The organism is Streptomyces sp. O3, assembly GCF_054788135.1.
Genome location: NZ_JBTVYK010000009.1, coordinates 68,317 through 82,660 on the forward strand (window position 1 = coordinate 68,317; position 14,344 = coordinate 82,660).

20 protein-coding genes are annotated in these 14,344 nt (G+C 68.2%); 12 read left to right on the forward strand and 8 right to left on the reverse strand.

All coding sequences use genetic code 11. The features are described 5' to 3' along the window. The first annotated feature begins 95 nt into the window (after positions 1-95). The gene (gene thpR / locus ACX6XY_RS07180) at positions 96-755 is read left to right on the forward strand and encodes an RNA 2',3'-cyclic phosphodiesterase (protein ID WP_460327637.1); all 660 of its coding nucleotides are present in this window, start codon (positions 96-98) and stop codon (positions 753-755) included. Between the two features lie 129 nt (positions 756-884). On the opposite strand, the gene ACX6XY_RS07185 is transcribed toward thpR, so the two are convergent. Both ACX6XY_RS07185 and ACX6XY_RS07190 read right to left on the reverse strand, forming a co-directional pair. Next, positions 885-1,256: a MerR family transcriptional regulator gene (locus ACX6XY_RS07185; RefSeq protein ID WP_460327639.1), complete on the reverse strand. Its 372-nt coding sequence runs from the start codon at positions 1,254-1,256 to the stop codon at positions 885-887. A 27-nt stretch (positions 1,257-1,283) separates the two neighbouring features. Next, the gene (locus ACX6XY_RS07190) at positions 1,284-2,051 is read right to left on the reverse strand and encodes an SDR family NAD(P)-dependent oxidoreductase (RefSeq protein ID WP_460327641.1); all 768 of its coding nucleotides are present in this window, start codon (positions 2,049-2,051) and stop codon (positions 1,284-1,286) included. Positions 2,052-2,160: 109 nt separating this feature from the next. On the opposite strand from ACX6XY_RS07190, the gene ACX6XY_RS07195 reads away from it, so the two are divergent. Beyond that, positions 2,161-3,153 carry an aldo/keto reductase gene (locus ACX6XY_RS07195; protein WP_460327643.1) on the forward strand — a complete coding sequence of 331 codons (993 nt, stop codon included), beginning with the start codon at positions 2,161-2,163 and terminating at the stop codon, positions 3,151-3,153. A gap of 158 nt (positions 3,154-3,311) precedes the next feature. Here ACX6XY_RS07195 and ACX6XY_RS07200 read toward each other — a convergent pair whose 3' ends face one another. Then, positions 3,312-3,692 (reverse strand): hypothetical protein, encoded by a 381-nt coding sequence (locus tag ACX6XY_RS07200; protein ID WP_460327645.1) that lies wholly within the window; start codon positions 3,690-3,692, stop codon positions 3,312-3,314. Positions 3,693-3,720: 28 nt separating this feature from the next. Between ACX6XY_RS07200 and ACX6XY_RS07205 the strand changes: the two genes are divergently transcribed. After that, positions 3,721-4,422: a class I SAM-dependent methyltransferase gene (locus ACX6XY_RS07205; RefSeq protein WP_460327647.1), complete on the forward strand. Its 702-nt coding sequence runs from the start codon at positions 3,721-3,723 to the stop codon at positions 4,420-4,422. Positions 4,423-4,441: 19 nt separating this feature from the next. On the opposite strand, the gene ACX6XY_RS07210 is transcribed toward ACX6XY_RS07205, so the two are convergent. Genes ACX6XY_RS07210 through ACX6XY_RS07225 form a run of 4 tightly spaced genes read right to left on the reverse strand, consistent with a single transcriptional unit; the run spans position 4,442 to position 5,834 of the window. Continuing rightward, complete coding sequence (locus ACX6XY_RS07210) at positions 4,442-4,594, reverse strand: hypothetical protein (protein ID WP_460327648.1); 153 nt, start codon at positions 4,592-4,594, stop codon at positions 4,442-4,444. Between the two features lie 36 nt (positions 4,595-4,630). After that, the gene (locus tag ACX6XY_RS07215) at positions 4,631-4,822 is read right to left on the reverse strand and encodes a MerR family transcriptional regulator (protein ID WP_460327650.1); all 192 of its coding nucleotides are present in this window, start codon (positions 4,820-4,822) and stop codon (positions 4,631-4,633) included. Beyond that, complete coding sequence (locus tag ACX6XY_RS07220; protein WP_460327652.1) at positions 4,822-5,499, reverse strand: hypothetical protein; 678 nt, start codon at positions 5,497-5,499, stop codon at positions 4,822-4,824. Before ACX6XY_RS07220 ends, ACX6XY_RS07215 begins: the two co-directional genes overlap by 1 nt. After that, a complete protein-coding gene (locus ACX6XY_RS07225) occupies positions 5,496-5,834 on the reverse strand; it encodes a WhiB family transcriptional regulator (protein WP_460327654.1) in 339 nt (112 codons plus the stop codon). The genes ACX6XY_RS07220 and ACX6XY_RS07225 overlap by 4 nt, the downstream gene beginning before the upstream one ends. A gap of 194 nt (positions 5,835-6,028) precedes the next feature. Between ACX6XY_RS07225 and ACX6XY_RS07230 the strand changes: the two genes are divergently transcribed. The 9 genes from ACX6XY_RS07230 to ACX6XY_RS07270 all read left to right on the forward strand — a co-directional run bounded on the left by ACX6XY_RS07230 (position 6,029) and on the right by ACX6XY_RS07270 (position 12,684). Further along, complete coding sequence (locus ACX6XY_RS07230; protein WP_460327657.1) at positions 6,029-6,481, forward strand: helix-turn-helix transcriptional regulator; 453 nt, start codon at positions 6,029-6,031, stop codon at positions 6,479-6,481. Positions 6,482-6,772: 291 nt separating this feature from the next. Further along, a complete protein-coding gene (locus ACX6XY_RS07235; protein WP_460327658.1) occupies positions 6,773-7,522 on the forward strand; it encodes a hypothetical protein in 750 nt (249 codons plus the stop codon). A 159-nt stretch (positions 7,523-7,681) separates the two neighbouring features. Further along, entirely contained in the window at positions 7,682-8,092 is a 411-nt protein-coding gene (locus tag ACX6XY_RS07240; RefSeq protein WP_460327660.1) for a hypothetical protein, read from the forward strand. A gap of 139 nt (positions 8,093-8,231) precedes the next feature. Beyond that, positions 8,232-8,801, forward strand: a complete 570-nt coding sequence (locus ACX6XY_RS07245; RefSeq protein ID WP_460327662.1) for a phage tail tube protein — start codon at positions 8,232-8,234, stop codon at positions 8,799-8,801. Between the two features lie 112 nt (positions 8,802-8,913). After that, complete coding sequence (locus tag ACX6XY_RS07250; protein WP_460327665.1) at positions 8,914-9,204, forward strand: hypothetical protein; 291 nt, start codon at positions 8,914-8,916, stop codon at positions 9,202-9,204. Positions 9,205-9,365: 161 nt separating this feature from the next. Further along, the gene (locus ACX6XY_RS07255) at positions 9,366-9,725 is read left to right on the forward strand and encodes a hypothetical protein (RefSeq protein ID WP_460327667.1); all 360 of its coding nucleotides are present in this window, start codon (positions 9,366-9,368) and stop codon (positions 9,723-9,725) included. A gap of 217 nt (positions 9,726-9,942) precedes the next feature. Beyond that, entirely contained in the window at positions 9,943-10,188 is a 246-nt protein-coding gene (locus ACX6XY_RS07260; RefSeq protein ID WP_460327669.1) for a hypothetical protein, read from the forward strand. A gap of 67 nt (positions 10,189-10,255) precedes the next feature. Next, entirely contained in the window at positions 10,256-10,774 is a 519-nt protein-coding gene (locus ACX6XY_RS07265; protein WP_460327671.1) for a hypothetical protein, read from the forward strand. Positions 10,775-11,820: 1,046 nt separating this feature from the next. Next, complete coding sequence (locus ACX6XY_RS07270) at positions 11,821-12,684, forward strand: transposase family protein (protein ID WP_460327673.1); 864 nt, start codon at positions 11,821-11,823, stop codon at positions 12,682-12,684. A gap of 973 nt (positions 12,685-13,657) precedes the next feature. Here ACX6XY_RS07270 and ACX6XY_RS07275 read toward each other — a convergent pair. Continuing rightward, positions 13,658-14,302, reverse strand: a complete 645-nt coding sequence (locus ACX6XY_RS07275; RefSeq protein ID WP_460327675.1) for a hypothetical protein — start codon at positions 14,300-14,302, stop codon at positions 13,658-13,660. Between the last annotated feature and the right edge of the window lie 42 nt (positions 14,303-14,344).

Consider the following 14,344-nt stretch of genomic DNA (forward strand, 5'->3'; position numbering starts at 1 on the left):
TGCCGGGCCTGAGGTGGCTGCCGGGCCTGAGGTGGCCGTCGGGTCTGAGGTGGCGTCGTGGTCTGGGGAGGCCGGGTCGGGTAGGAAGGTCCCCGATGAGACTCTTCGCCGCCGTACTGCCTCCCTCGTCGGCCCTCGCCGAGCTCGCCGCCGAGGTCCGTACGCTGCACGCGCTCCCCGGCGCCGACCGGCTGCGCTGGACCGAGCGAGCGAACTGGCACTTCACGCTCGCGTTCCTGCGGGAGGTCACCGACGACGCGCTGCCCGCCCTCACCGAGCGGCTGGCCCGCGCCGCGCACCGCACCGACCCGTTCGGGCTCGCCCTGCGCGGCGGCGGCCGCTTCGGGGACCGCGCGCTGTGGGTCGGGGCGGCGGGCGAGCTGGACGTACTGCGGCGGCTCGCGGAACGCGCGGACGCGGCCGCGCGCAAGGCGGGCGTGCGGATGCCGGAGCCGCCGCGCCGCTTCACGCCGCACCTGACGGTGGCCAGGAGCCGGGGCGTACGGCGCGAAGGCCACCGGGACGTACGCCGTGACGACCACCAGGACGTACGCCGCGACGGCCACCGGGACGCGAGCGCGGCGGCGTCCGTCGACCTGCGCCCGTACGCCGCCGCGCTCGACGCCTTCGACGGCACGCCGTGGACGGTGGGCGAGCTCACGCTCGTCCGCAGCAACCTCCCCACCAGCGGAATTCCGGGCGAACGGCCACGCTACGAGGTGGTCGGGCGCTGGCCGCTGGGCGCGCCCGGTTAACCTCGAGGGGTGGACCCGAAGACCAGAAACCGGATCATGGCCGCCGTGCTGTTGCTGATGTTCGCCGTGATCGCGGTGGCGAGCGCGGTCGGCTGACCGCACCGCGCGCCCGCCGTGAGCGTTTCCGGGTCAGACCGCCGGTCGGATCCGGTCATCGGTCTTCTCCCGGAGCGCCGCTCTCAGCCGGTCGCGGGCCTGGGTCTGGGCGGCGATCCGTTCGTCGAGTACCGCCAGCCGGTCCAGCGCGACCCGCAGGCCCTTGCCCGACGGCGGCGCGGCGGCCACGTCGCCGTCCAGGCAGGGCAGGAACACCCGCACATCGTCCAGGGTGAGGCCGGCGGCCAGCAGATAGCGGATGTTGCGGACCCGCACCACCGCCCGCTCGTCGTAGACGCGGTAGCCGTTGGCGGCCCGCTCGGCGGAGATCAGCCCGGCCTGCTCGTAGTGCCGCAGCGCACGAGCGGTCGTCCCCGTCGTCCGGGCCAGCTCACCGATCCGCACCCGCCACACCCCCTCGGACCACTCCTATCACGCCACGACCGCTCCGCCGTCGACGGGGAGCACCACTCCGGTGACGAACGACGCGCCCGGCGCGGCGAGTTGGGTGATCGCCCAGGCGACCTCCTCGGGGCGGCCGATCCGGGCCAGCGGCGTGTGCGCCAGTTGCCATTCCCGTACCGCGGCCATCCGCTCCGGCGTCAGGCCCTGGTGCTCGCCGATGGGAGTGTCGATCGCGCCGGGCGCGACCGCCGCCACTCGGATTCCGCGGGGCGCCAGTTCGACCGCCCAGCTGCGGGTCAGCAGTTCCAGGGCGGTCTTGCTCGCCGCGTAGACCGAGCTGCCGGGCCAGGCCCGCTGCCCCACCGACGTACTGACATTGACGATCACCCCGCCCGACGCCTCCAGGGGCGGCAGCGCGGCCTGCGTCAACAGGACGGGGGCGACGAGGTTGGTGGCGAGCTGATCCGTGATCGTCTCCGCCGTCAACGTGCCGAGTCCGCCGCCGCGTACGATCCCGGCGTTGTTGACCAGCACGTCCAGTCGGCCGTGCGTCTCCCGTACCTGCCGGACGATCCGTTCGGGCGCGCCGTCGGCGGTGATGTCGACGGGCAGCGGAGTGATCCGGTCGTGCCCGGACGCGGTCTCCTCGAGCGGCTCGCTCCGCCGCCCGATCGCGACTACGCGGGCGCCGTCGGCGGCGAAGGCGCGGGCGGTGGCCCGGCCGATGCCGGTACCGGCTCCGGTGACGACGACGGTCCTGCTGCTCTGCGGTGCGGTGCTGTTCATGCCGGTCATCGTGCAACCCTGACGCCAACGGCAAGGTCAAGGCTCAGGGCCAAGGCCGGCGGCCGGGGGCGGCGGGGGGCTTGCCTGGAGTGGACTCGAAGGGGTTCGCTGGGTGTTCATGGAATACACGCAGCTGGGACGTACCGGACTCAAGGTCAGCCGCATCGTGCTGGGCACGATGAACTTCGGTCCGCAGACGGACGAACCCACCAGCCACGACATCATGGACGCGGCTCTCGACGCGGGTCTGAACTTCGTGGACACGGCCAACGTGTACGGCTGGGGCGAGAACAAGGGCCGTACCGAGGAGATCATCGGCACCTGGTTCGCCAAGGGCGGCCAGCGCCGCGACAAGACGGTGCTCGCCACCAAGGTATTCGGGAACATGGCGGGCGACGGCGGCCCGGTCTGGCCCAACCACGACCACCTCAGCGCGGTGAACATCCGCCGCGCGGTGGACGCCAGCCTGAAGCGGCTGCAGACCGACTACATCGACGTCTACCAGTTCCACCACATCGACCGCCGCACTCCCTTCGAGGAGATCTGGCAGGCCATCGACGTGCTGATCCAACAGGGCAAGATCCTGTACGCGGGGTCCTCCAACTTCCCCGGCTACAAGATCGCCCAGGCCAACGAACTGGCCGCCCGCCACGGCCGCGTCGGGCTCGTCAGCGAGCAGTGCCTCTACAACCTCGCCGAGCGCCGCGCCGAGATGGAGGTCATCCCGGCCGCGCGGGAGTACGGGCTCGGCGTCATCCCGTGGTCGCCGCTGCACGGCGGACTGCTCGGCGGCGTGATCAAGAAGGAGGCCGAAGGGAAGCGCCGCAGGGACGGACGCAGCGCGAGCGCCCTGGAGAACACCAAGGTGCGTGAGCAGGTCCAGGCGTACGAGGATCTGCTGGACAAGCACGGCCTGGAGCCGGGCGAAGCGGCCCTCGCCTGGCTGCTGACCCGGCCCGGCGTCACCGGCCCGATCGTCGGGCCGCGCACGCGTGAGCAACTGGACTCGGCGCTGCGCGCGGTCGAGCTGGAGCTGAGCCAGGAACTGCTCGCCTCCCTGGACGAGATCTTCCCCGGTCCTGGCCCCACTCCGGAGGCGTTCGCGTGGTGAGGTAGCGGGACCGCGTGAAGGGCCGCCGCCTTCTGCTCGCACCGGAAGCGAGCCGGAGGCGGCGGCTTCGCCGTTCCGGCGAACGGCTGGAGGTTGTAGGGCGGTTCGTCGTGCGGATCCTGGTGACGCCGGGCGGGGGGGGCGGCGTGCGGCGCTGGCTACTCCCGCCAGGTGAAGGCCGCCAGGCCGGTCGGTTCTTCGTCGCCGTCGGCGTCCTGCACCGGTCCGCCGTAGCCGTAGCCGTAGCCGCCACCGTCGGCTTCGTCGTCGCCGTCGGTGCGCCAGCGCTGGATCAAGTGGGCGACGAGGGCGGTCGCGCCGAGCAGCAGCGCGATCAGACACACCAGGCCGAGGAAGAGCCCGGCGAGCCCCAGCAGTCCGTAACCGGCCAGGGTCGTCGCGATGTCGATAGGGCTGAAACAGCCGCAGGCCACCATTCCAGCAGCTTGCGGGCGGCGGAGCGCCGTCGCGAGCCCCAGCGGCCCCTGGATGTCGAACTGCCGCCCGAGGGTGACCGTTCCGATATGAGGGAGGAGCACTGTCAGTGGTCCCGCCTAGAGTTGCCTCATGACCGAAATGGCCGACCCGACCCCGCCGACCGTCCTCCAAGCCACCCGCGACGCCTACGACCGCGTAGCCGCCGACTACGCCGACCGCGTCCGCACGCTGCTCGAGGACCAGCCGCTGGAGCGTGCGACGCTCTCCGCCTTCGCGGAGTTCGTACGCGGAGCCAGGGAGGACGCTCGGGACGGCGGCGGGCCGGTGGCCGATGTCGGCTGTGGGCCGGGGCATGTGACGGCCCATCTGCGGGGGCTGGGCCTGGACGCTTTCGGGGTCGACCTGTCGCCGGAGATGGTGGCGCTGGCGCGGCGGGCCTATCCGGGGGTGCGGTTCGCCGAGGGGACCATGGGAGCCCTGGACATGGTGGGCGACGGCTCGCTCGCGGGGCTGGTCGCCTGGTACTCCGTGATCCACGTACCGCCGGAGCTGCGCCCCGAGGTGTTCGCCGAATTCCACCGGGTGCTGGCTCCCGGCGGCTCGCTGCTGCTGGCGTTCCAGGTCGGGGACGAGCCGCTGCACCTCACGGAGGCGTTCGGGCACACCTTCTCGCTCGACTTCCACCGGCTGAGGCCCGACCGGATCGTCGAGGAGCTCACCGACACCGGGTTCGCGATACGTTCCCAACTGGTGCGCGAACCCGACGGGACGGACCCGTCGAAGGTCCCGCAGGCCCACCTGCTGGCCTACCGGGCCGGTGCGTCCGATTAGGTCGTAGGTCGGACAGACCCTAGTCGCGGGGGAACTCGTCCGTGGTGAAGGTGAGGCCGATGGGCGACTGCGCCAGGTCCACCTCGCCGCCGAAGGCGACGATCGTCTCGGTGGTGTAGTCGCCGCCCTTCGGGCCGGTGTAGGCGTGGCACTTGCCCTGGTACGGGTCCACGATCAGGTAAACGGGGACTTCAGCGCCTCCGTCTGGCTAGCGTCGCGCCCCCGCTGTGTCCCGCACCCCCGCCGCGTCCCGTTCCGCCGTGAAGACGTCCTCCAGGCGGTACAGCAGCGCGCGCCCCTGCTTTCCCGCGGGGGTCAGGCGGCCGAGCTGCACCCACTTGCGGACTGTGGCGGGTGCGACACCGGCTTCGCGTGCGGCGATGGCCCCGGTCACCAGCATCAGGCCGCACCTCCCGGCGAGGGCTGTTCCCGCGGTCCGGCCGCGGGCGGGATGTCGGCCTGCGGCCATACGTGCCGGTGCGCCGGGTCGGTGAAGCAGTCGCATCCGGCCGGGTCGTCGCAGCGGCAGCCGGGGTTGACGCACATGACCTCCGCCCGTTCCGGCAGGGCGCGCAGGGAGACCGAGCCGCACCAGGGGCAGCGCCCCGGCACCGGGGCCATGGGTTCGGTGTCGCCGAGGGTACGGGCACAGCGGCGGGCCATCCGGCGGGCCTCGGAGCATACGTGTTCGGCGAGTTCGGTGTGTGCGGCGATCTCGTCGAGCAGGGCGAGGACGCGGCCGATGCGCTGGGGTACGCGGGCGGCGCGGGCACGGCCGAGGCCGAGTCGGTCGCGTACGGCCTCCTCAAGCTCGATGACGCCGTCGGTGATGTCGCGGATCGCGTCGGAGACGTGCAGGCGCAGCGGTGCGGTGCGGCGGTCGGGGGTGGCGGGCCCCGGAGTATGCCGGGGCAGGCCGGGGGAGCTGCCGCCGGGGGCGAGTTCGGTGGCGAGCTCGGGGAACTGGCGTCCCAGAGCGCCGAGCCAACGGGATATCTCCTGGCGGTGCTCGGCCTCCTGCTGCTCCTGGCGGCGTGGGGCTTCTGCGCTGCTGTGGCGGTGGCGGTGCGTCGTCATGCGGCCTCGGTTCCCTCTCCGTTCGCGCCCTTCTGCGGGGTGGTTCCGCTCTTTTGTGTCTTCGTCTTCCGGGTGCGCGGTGTGACCGGGCGTCCGTTGCGCCACAGGCGTCCTCCGCTGACCCCGTCGAACCAGCTCTCCGCCGGGGCGACGGTCTCCTCGCAGCGTTGCCGTACGGGACAGCGAAGGCACGCGCGGAGTGCGGGCAGGGCGTCCCGCTCACTGCGGGCGAACACGGTGCGGGCGGGCAGCCCGGCGCAGCTGGCTGCCCGCTGCCAGGCGAGAGCGGCCTGGCGCTTGGCGAGCGGCGTCGGGGTGGGCAGGTACGGGTTCACAGAGCCTCCGGGCTCAACGGGGCGGTCTCTCAAGCTGATTGCGTCACCGCACGATCGCATGTTGCGAGTGCGCGCGCAACAGAATTGAGACGGAGGCTCCCTCGAGCTACTAGATTTCGCACGGACGCGCACGTAACTTCTTGCCCGCGAGCACGCTATGCTTTCGCGCACCGGAAAGGGGGTGCTGAGGCACCATGGCAGCAGCAGACGAAATCGAGCACTTCGCCGCGTGGATCGAAGCGGTGATCCGCGACCGGGGTTACGACATCGACAGCCCGAGAGGCGGCGGCAAGTCACAACTCGCCGATGCTGCTGGCGTGCACCGCGCCGCGGTCACCCGGCTGCTTCAGCGGCAGAGCATGCCGGACCTGGAGACCATGCGCCGGATCGCCCGCGTGCTGCGCGTGCCGATCCGGGACATGCTGATCCGCTCCGGCCAGCTCAGCCCCGAGGACCTCCCGCTCGCGCGGCTCGACCCCGACCCGGACGCCGAGCGGCCGCGCCCCGCCTCGCTCACGCTGGAGCAGGCGGCCACGCTGCTTGGCGTCGCCGACGACCAGCGGGAGATGTTCATCAGGGTGGCCAGCCAGTTCCTGCCGCAAGGCGTCGAGAGCCCGGCGCAGGAGCCCGGCCGAGAGGCCCGCTGACCGCTCGCCCCCCCCGGCCCCCCCCGGCCCCCCGGCCCCCCTCCGGCTCGTACCGGCGCACGCCGTCCAGCGCCGCCCACACCGCCGCCCACGCCCGTCCGCCTGGCTCCCCGGTGACCGGTCCCGCGGTCGCCCTCCGTGACCAGTCCTGCGGCCGGTCGCTGTGGTGTGCATACGATGGCGTCTGCCCAGGTGGTGTTCAGACGGTGCGCACACCGTCTCCACCTGGGCATTCCTGGGCCACCCCCCCCCACCCCGGGAGCAGGAACACCGCCGGAGCGGGGAGAACGCGTGCATGACCGGATCGACGCCGAGCAGCGAGAGTTCGACGAGGAACTTCGTGGACTCTTGGCCGCGCTCGACGAACTGACAAGGGAGCAGCAGAGCCCCATCGACTTGGCCGCCCTCCTCCAGGAGCGGCTGCGCCAAGCGGAGCTGCGCGCGTACGCCAAGGGCTGGCAGGACGCCGAGGAAACGTTGCGCCCGGAGCTACAGAAGGCCCGCGCCGTGCTCGCGTCGAGGCTGCGGCTGGTCCACTCCAGCGACCGCCCGGCTGACGTCCTCCCCTTCCCGCGCCCACGCCCGGCCGGGGACGCCGCTGCCCGGAGCACTGAACGGGACGACGTACGAGAAGCCGTACGGGACGACGCCGACGGTCCGGCCGAGGTGGCCGCCGCTGGGGGCGTAGCTGAAGGCACCGCCCAGGAAGGCTCCGAAGGCGACGCCGACTGGTCAGCCGACGAGCCGTCAAAGGCAGCGGCAGACGCAGACGCCGACGCAGACGCGGAGTCGGCGGCGGAGGCGACAGCCCCGAAGCGGTACAGGCGCCCGGCTCGGCGTCGCGAGCGGACTCCGCAGGGCACAGCGGAGGCGGACGGCGACATGGGTCCGGAGTCGGCAGACGCGCCACAGCCCGTCTTCGACCGCAAGAACCCCCAATCCCGCACCCCCACGATCCCGCCGATCTCCCGGCGCGTTCCGCGCCCCCGCACGGTGGCCGACGAGCCGCCGGAGCCTAAGAAGAGCTGCGGCAACCAGTAGTTAGTTGCGCGCTCGCACGCTATCCGTCACACTTGGACGCAGCGGCGGAGCTGTGCCCACCAACAGGGAGGGCGCGGCCCGCCGTTCGTGCTGAGTGGGGGTCTTCTCCCTCGCCCGGTGCGCCGTCCATACCCACCCCTTCAAGGAAGGAGGAACCGTGTGGCTGGACCCGTGGTCGCGTTCCCGGACGCTGAGCGGCTGATCGTCGACTACCTGACCGACCGGCCGGAGATGACCGGGATCACCGTTGACGACATTCCCCCCGCCGGCTTCGACGGGACCCAGCGCGTGGTGCTGGTCTCCCGAGTCGGCGGCGCGTGGATCGACGACGAACATCTCGACCGCCCGCTGGTCGAGTTGGAGGTCTACGGTCCCGACAAGCCGACGGCCCACACCGATTCGCTGTCGATGCGGACCGCCCTGGTGCAACTGCGCGGAGTCACCTACGGCTCCGTCACGGTCACCGACGTAGTGGAAGCGGACGCTGTCCGCTGGCTGCCGGACTACAACCGCCCGGCGGCGAACCGTTACCTGACGACGATTCAGCTGTCGCTGACCCCCGTCGAATGAGTTCCCGCGCGGACTCTGCCGAGCTCACGGACTCTGCCGAGCTCTGGGTCTCTGTCGAGCTCTCGGACTCTCCACACCTCATCTCTCACTTCTCACACCGCACTCACCTCTCTTCTCATTCCTGACAAGGAGCACTCGCATGGCAGCTATGAACCCGAACCAGATCCGTGTCGCAGGCAACGGCCGCATCCTGGTCGCCCCTGTCGGCACGGCCGCCCCGACCGACATCGTCACCGAGTGGGGCGCGGACTGGCACGAGCTCGGCTATACCGGTTCCGACGGCGTCAAGTTCGGCCGTAAGGAGAAGGTCACCCACGTCGACACCTGGCAGTCGGTCGGTCCGGCCCGGTTCATCTACGCCGACCGGGACCTGACGGTGAAGTTCGACATGCTGCAGTTCAACTCCGACACCCTCCCGCTGTACTTCGGCGGCGGTGCGGTCACCGAGACCGCGGCCGGCTCGGGGGTCTACACGTACGACATCGCCTCCGACCCGGTCGCGGACGAGCGCGCGCTCGGCCTGGAGTTCACCGACGGCACCGATGTCACCTACCGGTTCATCGTGCCCCGCGGCCAGGTCACCGAGACCGACGAGGTGGAGATGAACCGCAAGGGTTCGCTGAAGCTCGGCATCACCTTCATGGCGATGGGCAACGACCCGGCCGACCCGCTCGCCACCTGGATCATGAAGGACTCGCACTTCGCCTGATCCGGGGCACCAGGGTCGGGTGCGGGGCCCTCTCCCCGCACCCGGCCCACTCTCTTACTCTCCCCTCTCGCTCTCCTCTCTCGCTCAACTCACCACGAAGGAGCCGGACATCATGTCCTCGTTCGACGTCAACGCCGCCCGCGCCCAGCGCCAGGAGGCACTCGGCCGTACCTGGTCCTTCAGCCTGGACGACGACACTTTCGAGATGCCCAACGAACTCAGCCGCCGCACCGCCCGCGAGCTGCGGGAGCTGGACGACAACGACATCGACGGACTGCTGCGCCTGCTCCTCGGCGAGCAGCAGTTCGAGCGCCTCAACCGGCACGACCTCTCCATGCAGGACGTGGCGGCCATCCTGGAGGCCTACGGCAAGGAGACCGGGCTCGGCCTGGGGGAAGGCTGAGCCTCGACGCGTTCGTCGACGAACACGCCGAGGCACTAGAGGCCGACCTGCTCCGCTACTACGGCACCGACCTGCTGGACTGGCACCGAGGGCGGCTCTCCACCCGGCGACTCGGTGTGCTGCTCCGGCACCTCCCGCGCGACAGTGAGGTGAACCGGGCCTTGCACGGTGAGTCGGCGGAGTGGAACGTGGGCGACTATCTGCTGGCCGCGGCCGTGGACCATCTCGCGGCCGCGAACTGGATGACCGCCACGCTCAACCGGGACGAGGACGAGGAACCGCTGGAGTACCCCGAGCCGGTTCCCCGGCCGGGGGACGCGGGTCAGGCCTCCGCGGCTGCGGAGGACGCCGACGGGTCGGGCCCCGAGAGGGCGCCCGACGCCGACGCGGCCCCGCCAAGCGCCACCGCCCCACCCCCCTCCCCTTCGCGCTCTCCCTCGCCTGGCCTGGACGGCCCGGACGGTGGCCCGGCCCCCGCCAGCGGCCCGTCCCCCGCCGCGATGGCCCGCTTCTTCGGCTGATCCGGCCCCTCCGCGGCGACCGCCCGCCGCCCCCGCAACAGGGGGCACGGGCGGTCGCTGGGGCCCCCGGCACCCCTCTACTCGAATCTAAGTTCGATTTTTCTCTCGCGTGGCTCTATGCTGACGCTGGGTACACGGCCTGCCACTCAGTAGAGAGGGATCCCCCCACACGTACACCCATCGATGCAGTTCACGAACGCGACGAGCGCGAGGAGCGGTGAGCCAGGTGATCACGCAGGGCAACGAAACACGCCAGGGTGACGCGATACAGACGGACGGGCACGAGCACCCCCCAAGCGCCGCGGAGCCCCTCCACCGCTTGCTCACCTCCGTCCTGAACCGCCTGGACGAGGCCGCGGCCGAGTCCGTCCTGCACGCGGTCACCGCCGAACTCGACGCCCGAGACGCCCGCGCCTACGCCAGCGGCTGGCAGGACGCGGTACGAGCCATGAGCGACGGTTGAGTACCGTCAAGCACCGGCTGCCGCACCGCCGTGCGGCGGCGCTCAACTTTGCGGAGGGGGCGGCTCGGTGACGGACGAGTCAACAAGAAAGTCGCAACGGGATTGGACTTGGGGCATCCTCGGGGTGCTACTGGGAGTACCGATTCTTTTCTTCCTTGCCCTGGCGCTCCTGTTCCCGCCGCCAGACAGGGACATCGATTGCGACCTGGCCTGCGACGGGAGAGTAGTGGCGGCGGGCACCACCGTCACTTATGACGATGGGCTCCAGGTCACGGTCTCACCGGCGCGCTGGTTCAAGGAAGACGTCAAAGCGCAGATGACCGTTACTTTACGGAATACCGGAAGCGAGCCCGTGGCACAGGGAACTCTGTCAATGGGAGCATTCGACACCTTCAAAAGCATGAGCCTGGAGCAGGACTGGCAGGATTCCGAGGTTGTCGGAGTCATCCTGCCGGGTGACGTCACAGAAGTTCGCTACAGTCTCTGGGTCGAAAACCTGGGAAGCAAGTCACTACTCAAGATCACTGCCACTCCAGGAGACACCTATAAGCGGGCCCGCTGGACTGTTCGTATGCCCGTCGAATAAAGCCCGAAGGCGCACAACCGATTGAACGTCAAGCGCACCCGGACTTCACAGCGGGATCATGAACTTCTGCGTTGCTCGTTTCTCACTCGGCTACCTATGATCAGGACGCGGTCAGACAGGGGGATGGGGGTGGGGGCATGGCGGATGGTCCGGTTCGTCGGTCCTTCGAGGAGACCTGGTCAAGGTGGTGGTGGATCCCGCTCGGTGTCGTGGTCGTGCTCACCGCAACCTGGGATGCTGAAGGGTTGATCGACGGTGGCTGCGAGCGCGGCCCTCGGGGCGGCTGTGTCGCTGCGGAAGGATACGAGTGGCAGGGCTGGCTGCTCTTCCTTATGGTGGTGCCGTTTCTACATCGTGGTGATCACGGGCCTGTCCGCTGACTGTTGGCCGCCGGTACTGGGCCTCGCCGTCGGCGTCCCAGCGAGTGGGCTGTACGCGCTCGTCCAGGGCCGGACGGTTCCCTATGTGATCACCGGGAGTGTGCTCATCGCGCTCGCTGCTGTGGCACCCGCTCTGGCCTGGCATCGACAGCAAGGTAGTCCGCTGCTTCAAGCCGTGCGACGTCGGATGCATCGGACGGCACGACAGGGTGGGTGAAGTGGCTGCGAGCATCCATCGTGGTCAGCGAGAGCCAGGACAGATCAGAGGCGGACGATGGGGCAGCGTCCACAGCCCTTGGCTCCTCAGCGATAGAGGTTGATTATGGGGGCAGGTCACTCCCTTGCCTAACCCGCACCAAATCGAAAAGGTCAGGTATACGGATGTCTTCCCAGGTGAGTCGATGGTCCGGCTGGCGCAGCCGGCTTGTTTCAGTCAGAGAAAAGGGCCAGCAGGGGCCTATCCCGTTGAAAATGAGCAGGGGCATCACAAGCTCATTCAGTGTTACGCCGGTGAAAGTGCTCTCTTCACGGGAAGTCTCAGGGCCTACTCATATGGTACTGAGTTCTTCCGATCGTGCCCGGATCGGGTGACGGCAGGGCCGTGACGCACAAAGCTCCCTGCCCGTTGCGATAGTGCCAACTTCCGCTACGGAGCAAGGGAGCTTCGTGGTCACCTATCGTGCCACCCTTGACGTACCCGATGACCTCGTTTCCTGGCTGGAGAACCTCATCGCCACCCGAAGGGGCGAACTCGGCGGCTCCTGGCGGAAATTGACCTCCTTCGACCAGGCCGTCATGGTCCTGGTCCACCTGGCCCACGGCGATACCTTCGCCCAGCTCGGCTCCCACTTCGGCGTCAGCACCGACACCGCCTGGCGCTACGTCAACGAAGGCATCGACGTCCTGGCCGCCTGTGCACCGGACCTCGCCGAAGCCGTGAAAGCCGCAGGCCACAAGCGTCGCCTCCTGCTCGACGGCACGCTGATCCGCACCTGGCGCTGCGCGGGCCTGGCCACCGAGACCAACGACGATCCGCTCTACAGCGGCAAGCACCACGACCACGGCGTCAACGTCCAGGGGCTCACCGGCGCAGACGGCGAACTGGCCTACCTCGGCCGTGCCCGGCCAGGATCGACCACCGACCTGCCCGCCGCCCGCGCCGAGGGCATCGTCACCGCCGTCACCGAAGCCGACATCGAAACGACGGCCGACCTCGGATACCTCGGCGCAGGCGGCACTGTCCGCACCCCGGTCCGCCGCCCGAAGGGCAAGGGACACAACGGCTGGGAGAAACTCACCAACTCCGCCCACGCCCGATACCGCGCACCTGTCGAGCGGGCCTTCGCCGTCCTCAAACGCTGGCGAGTACTGGACCTGGTTCGCATCAGCCCCGAACTGGTGCATCACGAGATGCGAGGTGAGGCGCCTAAGATTATTTCCAGCTCGTTGGAATGCCGCGAGATGTTGACTCTCCATGGCGAGGGCTTCGTGGAGCTGTCCGCACGGAGCTGGCACATGCGTCTCGTGTGATAGATCCGCCCCCGGCGGACGGCCGCGAGCGCATGCGACCCGACCCCGGCCAAGGTGTCGATCAGGCAGGAGGCCGTCAGGTTGGACGCCACCGGCCCGAAAGCTCCCGGCTTGGCCCACAGCATCGCCACGTTTCGCCGGGAAGCCGCCGCCCAGCGCGACCGGCAGCGCCACATCCGGCAGGGGACCGAACCTCGGTGAGGGAGTGCCCCTCCGGGGTGCGATGGATGAGCTTCAGGCCATGGCCATCATGATTCCAGCGGTGAGCACTAGAACCCCAAAGATGGCCAGACAGAAAAATCCGTCGCGTGATTCTCGCGAGTTCAGGTGAGATGAACTCTCGACCAATTTCGGCTTGTCTGGGTCAATCAGCAAGTCGAGAGTTTCCCCCACTCTGGGAGCGGGCCTAGGGGGATTGACAAGTGCGTAGCGTTCAGTGCCATCGGGTGTTTGGAACCTGCACCTGATGTTCATCACTGTAAGGCCGCCACGGTAAAAGGCGCTCCTCGCAGATAGCGACTATCCTCTCCCCTCTTTTCCTGAGCCGATGATTGCGAACCAGTGTGGGGATGAAGAAGACAGATACGATGCCGACGGAAACGGAAAGAGTAACCACTATCTTGAAGACGTCCGAATCTGGAATGTTCAACATGACTCCAATCTAGTTATTTAGAGAACAAGAGGATACTCGCCAGCGCGAGAAGTATCCCTACCCCGCAATTACTTCACTGGGTAATTTGATTCGGTGGCCGGGCAACTCGCAATTGGTTCGATGAGCACGGGAAACGCGTAAGCGATCCCGTTCAGGCGCTCTATGCGAGTTTTCAGTGGCCAAGGTGGATCTGTCCACCACCGCTTTATCGTGACGCCATCAAGTATGATGAGTCTGGATCTTTTGTGGCTGGCATTATTATAGCGGCCACATCCGTCGCTTGCTGACCGCGCCGCAGAGCCATCCAGCGTCGCACGGGTGTCAGATAGCTGAGTGAAGAATCAGAGCGAACAGCACGCCAGTCAGTATTCCCAGAACAATTGCTACGTAGTGAGCCACTTCGTAGGGAGTCAGGGGGCCGCTCTGTGTTATGGGATTAGACATTCGTATGTCGCTTGAAGCGTAGGTGGCCGCGCGAAAGTGGAATCGGGCAGGTCTGTTTACCTGCATGCGAAACGCTGAAACAACTGCGAGAGAGATTAGAAGGATCGCACCAAGAAGGTAGACTGTGGCTGCGATGAAATTGTCCACGAGAATCGCAATGAGTACCAGAGTCACTCCCGAGAAGAGTTCTGCGTAGGGCGCCAGCAGGAGTTGAAGTGGAAACCTTCGACGCCTGTCAAAGAAATCTTTAACTGTTGGAATTGTTCCTGCAGCGATAAGGGCGGCACTGGTGAAAATTCCCACGAAGCTGCGACCGTAGGCCCGCTCCATTTGATCCCGATCGCTACTATCGTCATACCGACAGTATCTTCCGCTGCAATCTCCGGCATCCGGCAGGCTGTCAGCTAGGTCAAGTAGGGATAGTGCAAGTAGCTCCACTCCAGACAGTAGGGAAAATACGGAAAAAACGGTCACTGTAAGCCATTTCGTGACTGCCTGTGAGGTATTTTTACCATTCAGCATACCGGGATGTTAGCACGCACTTGGATCGGAAGTTAGCGGTCT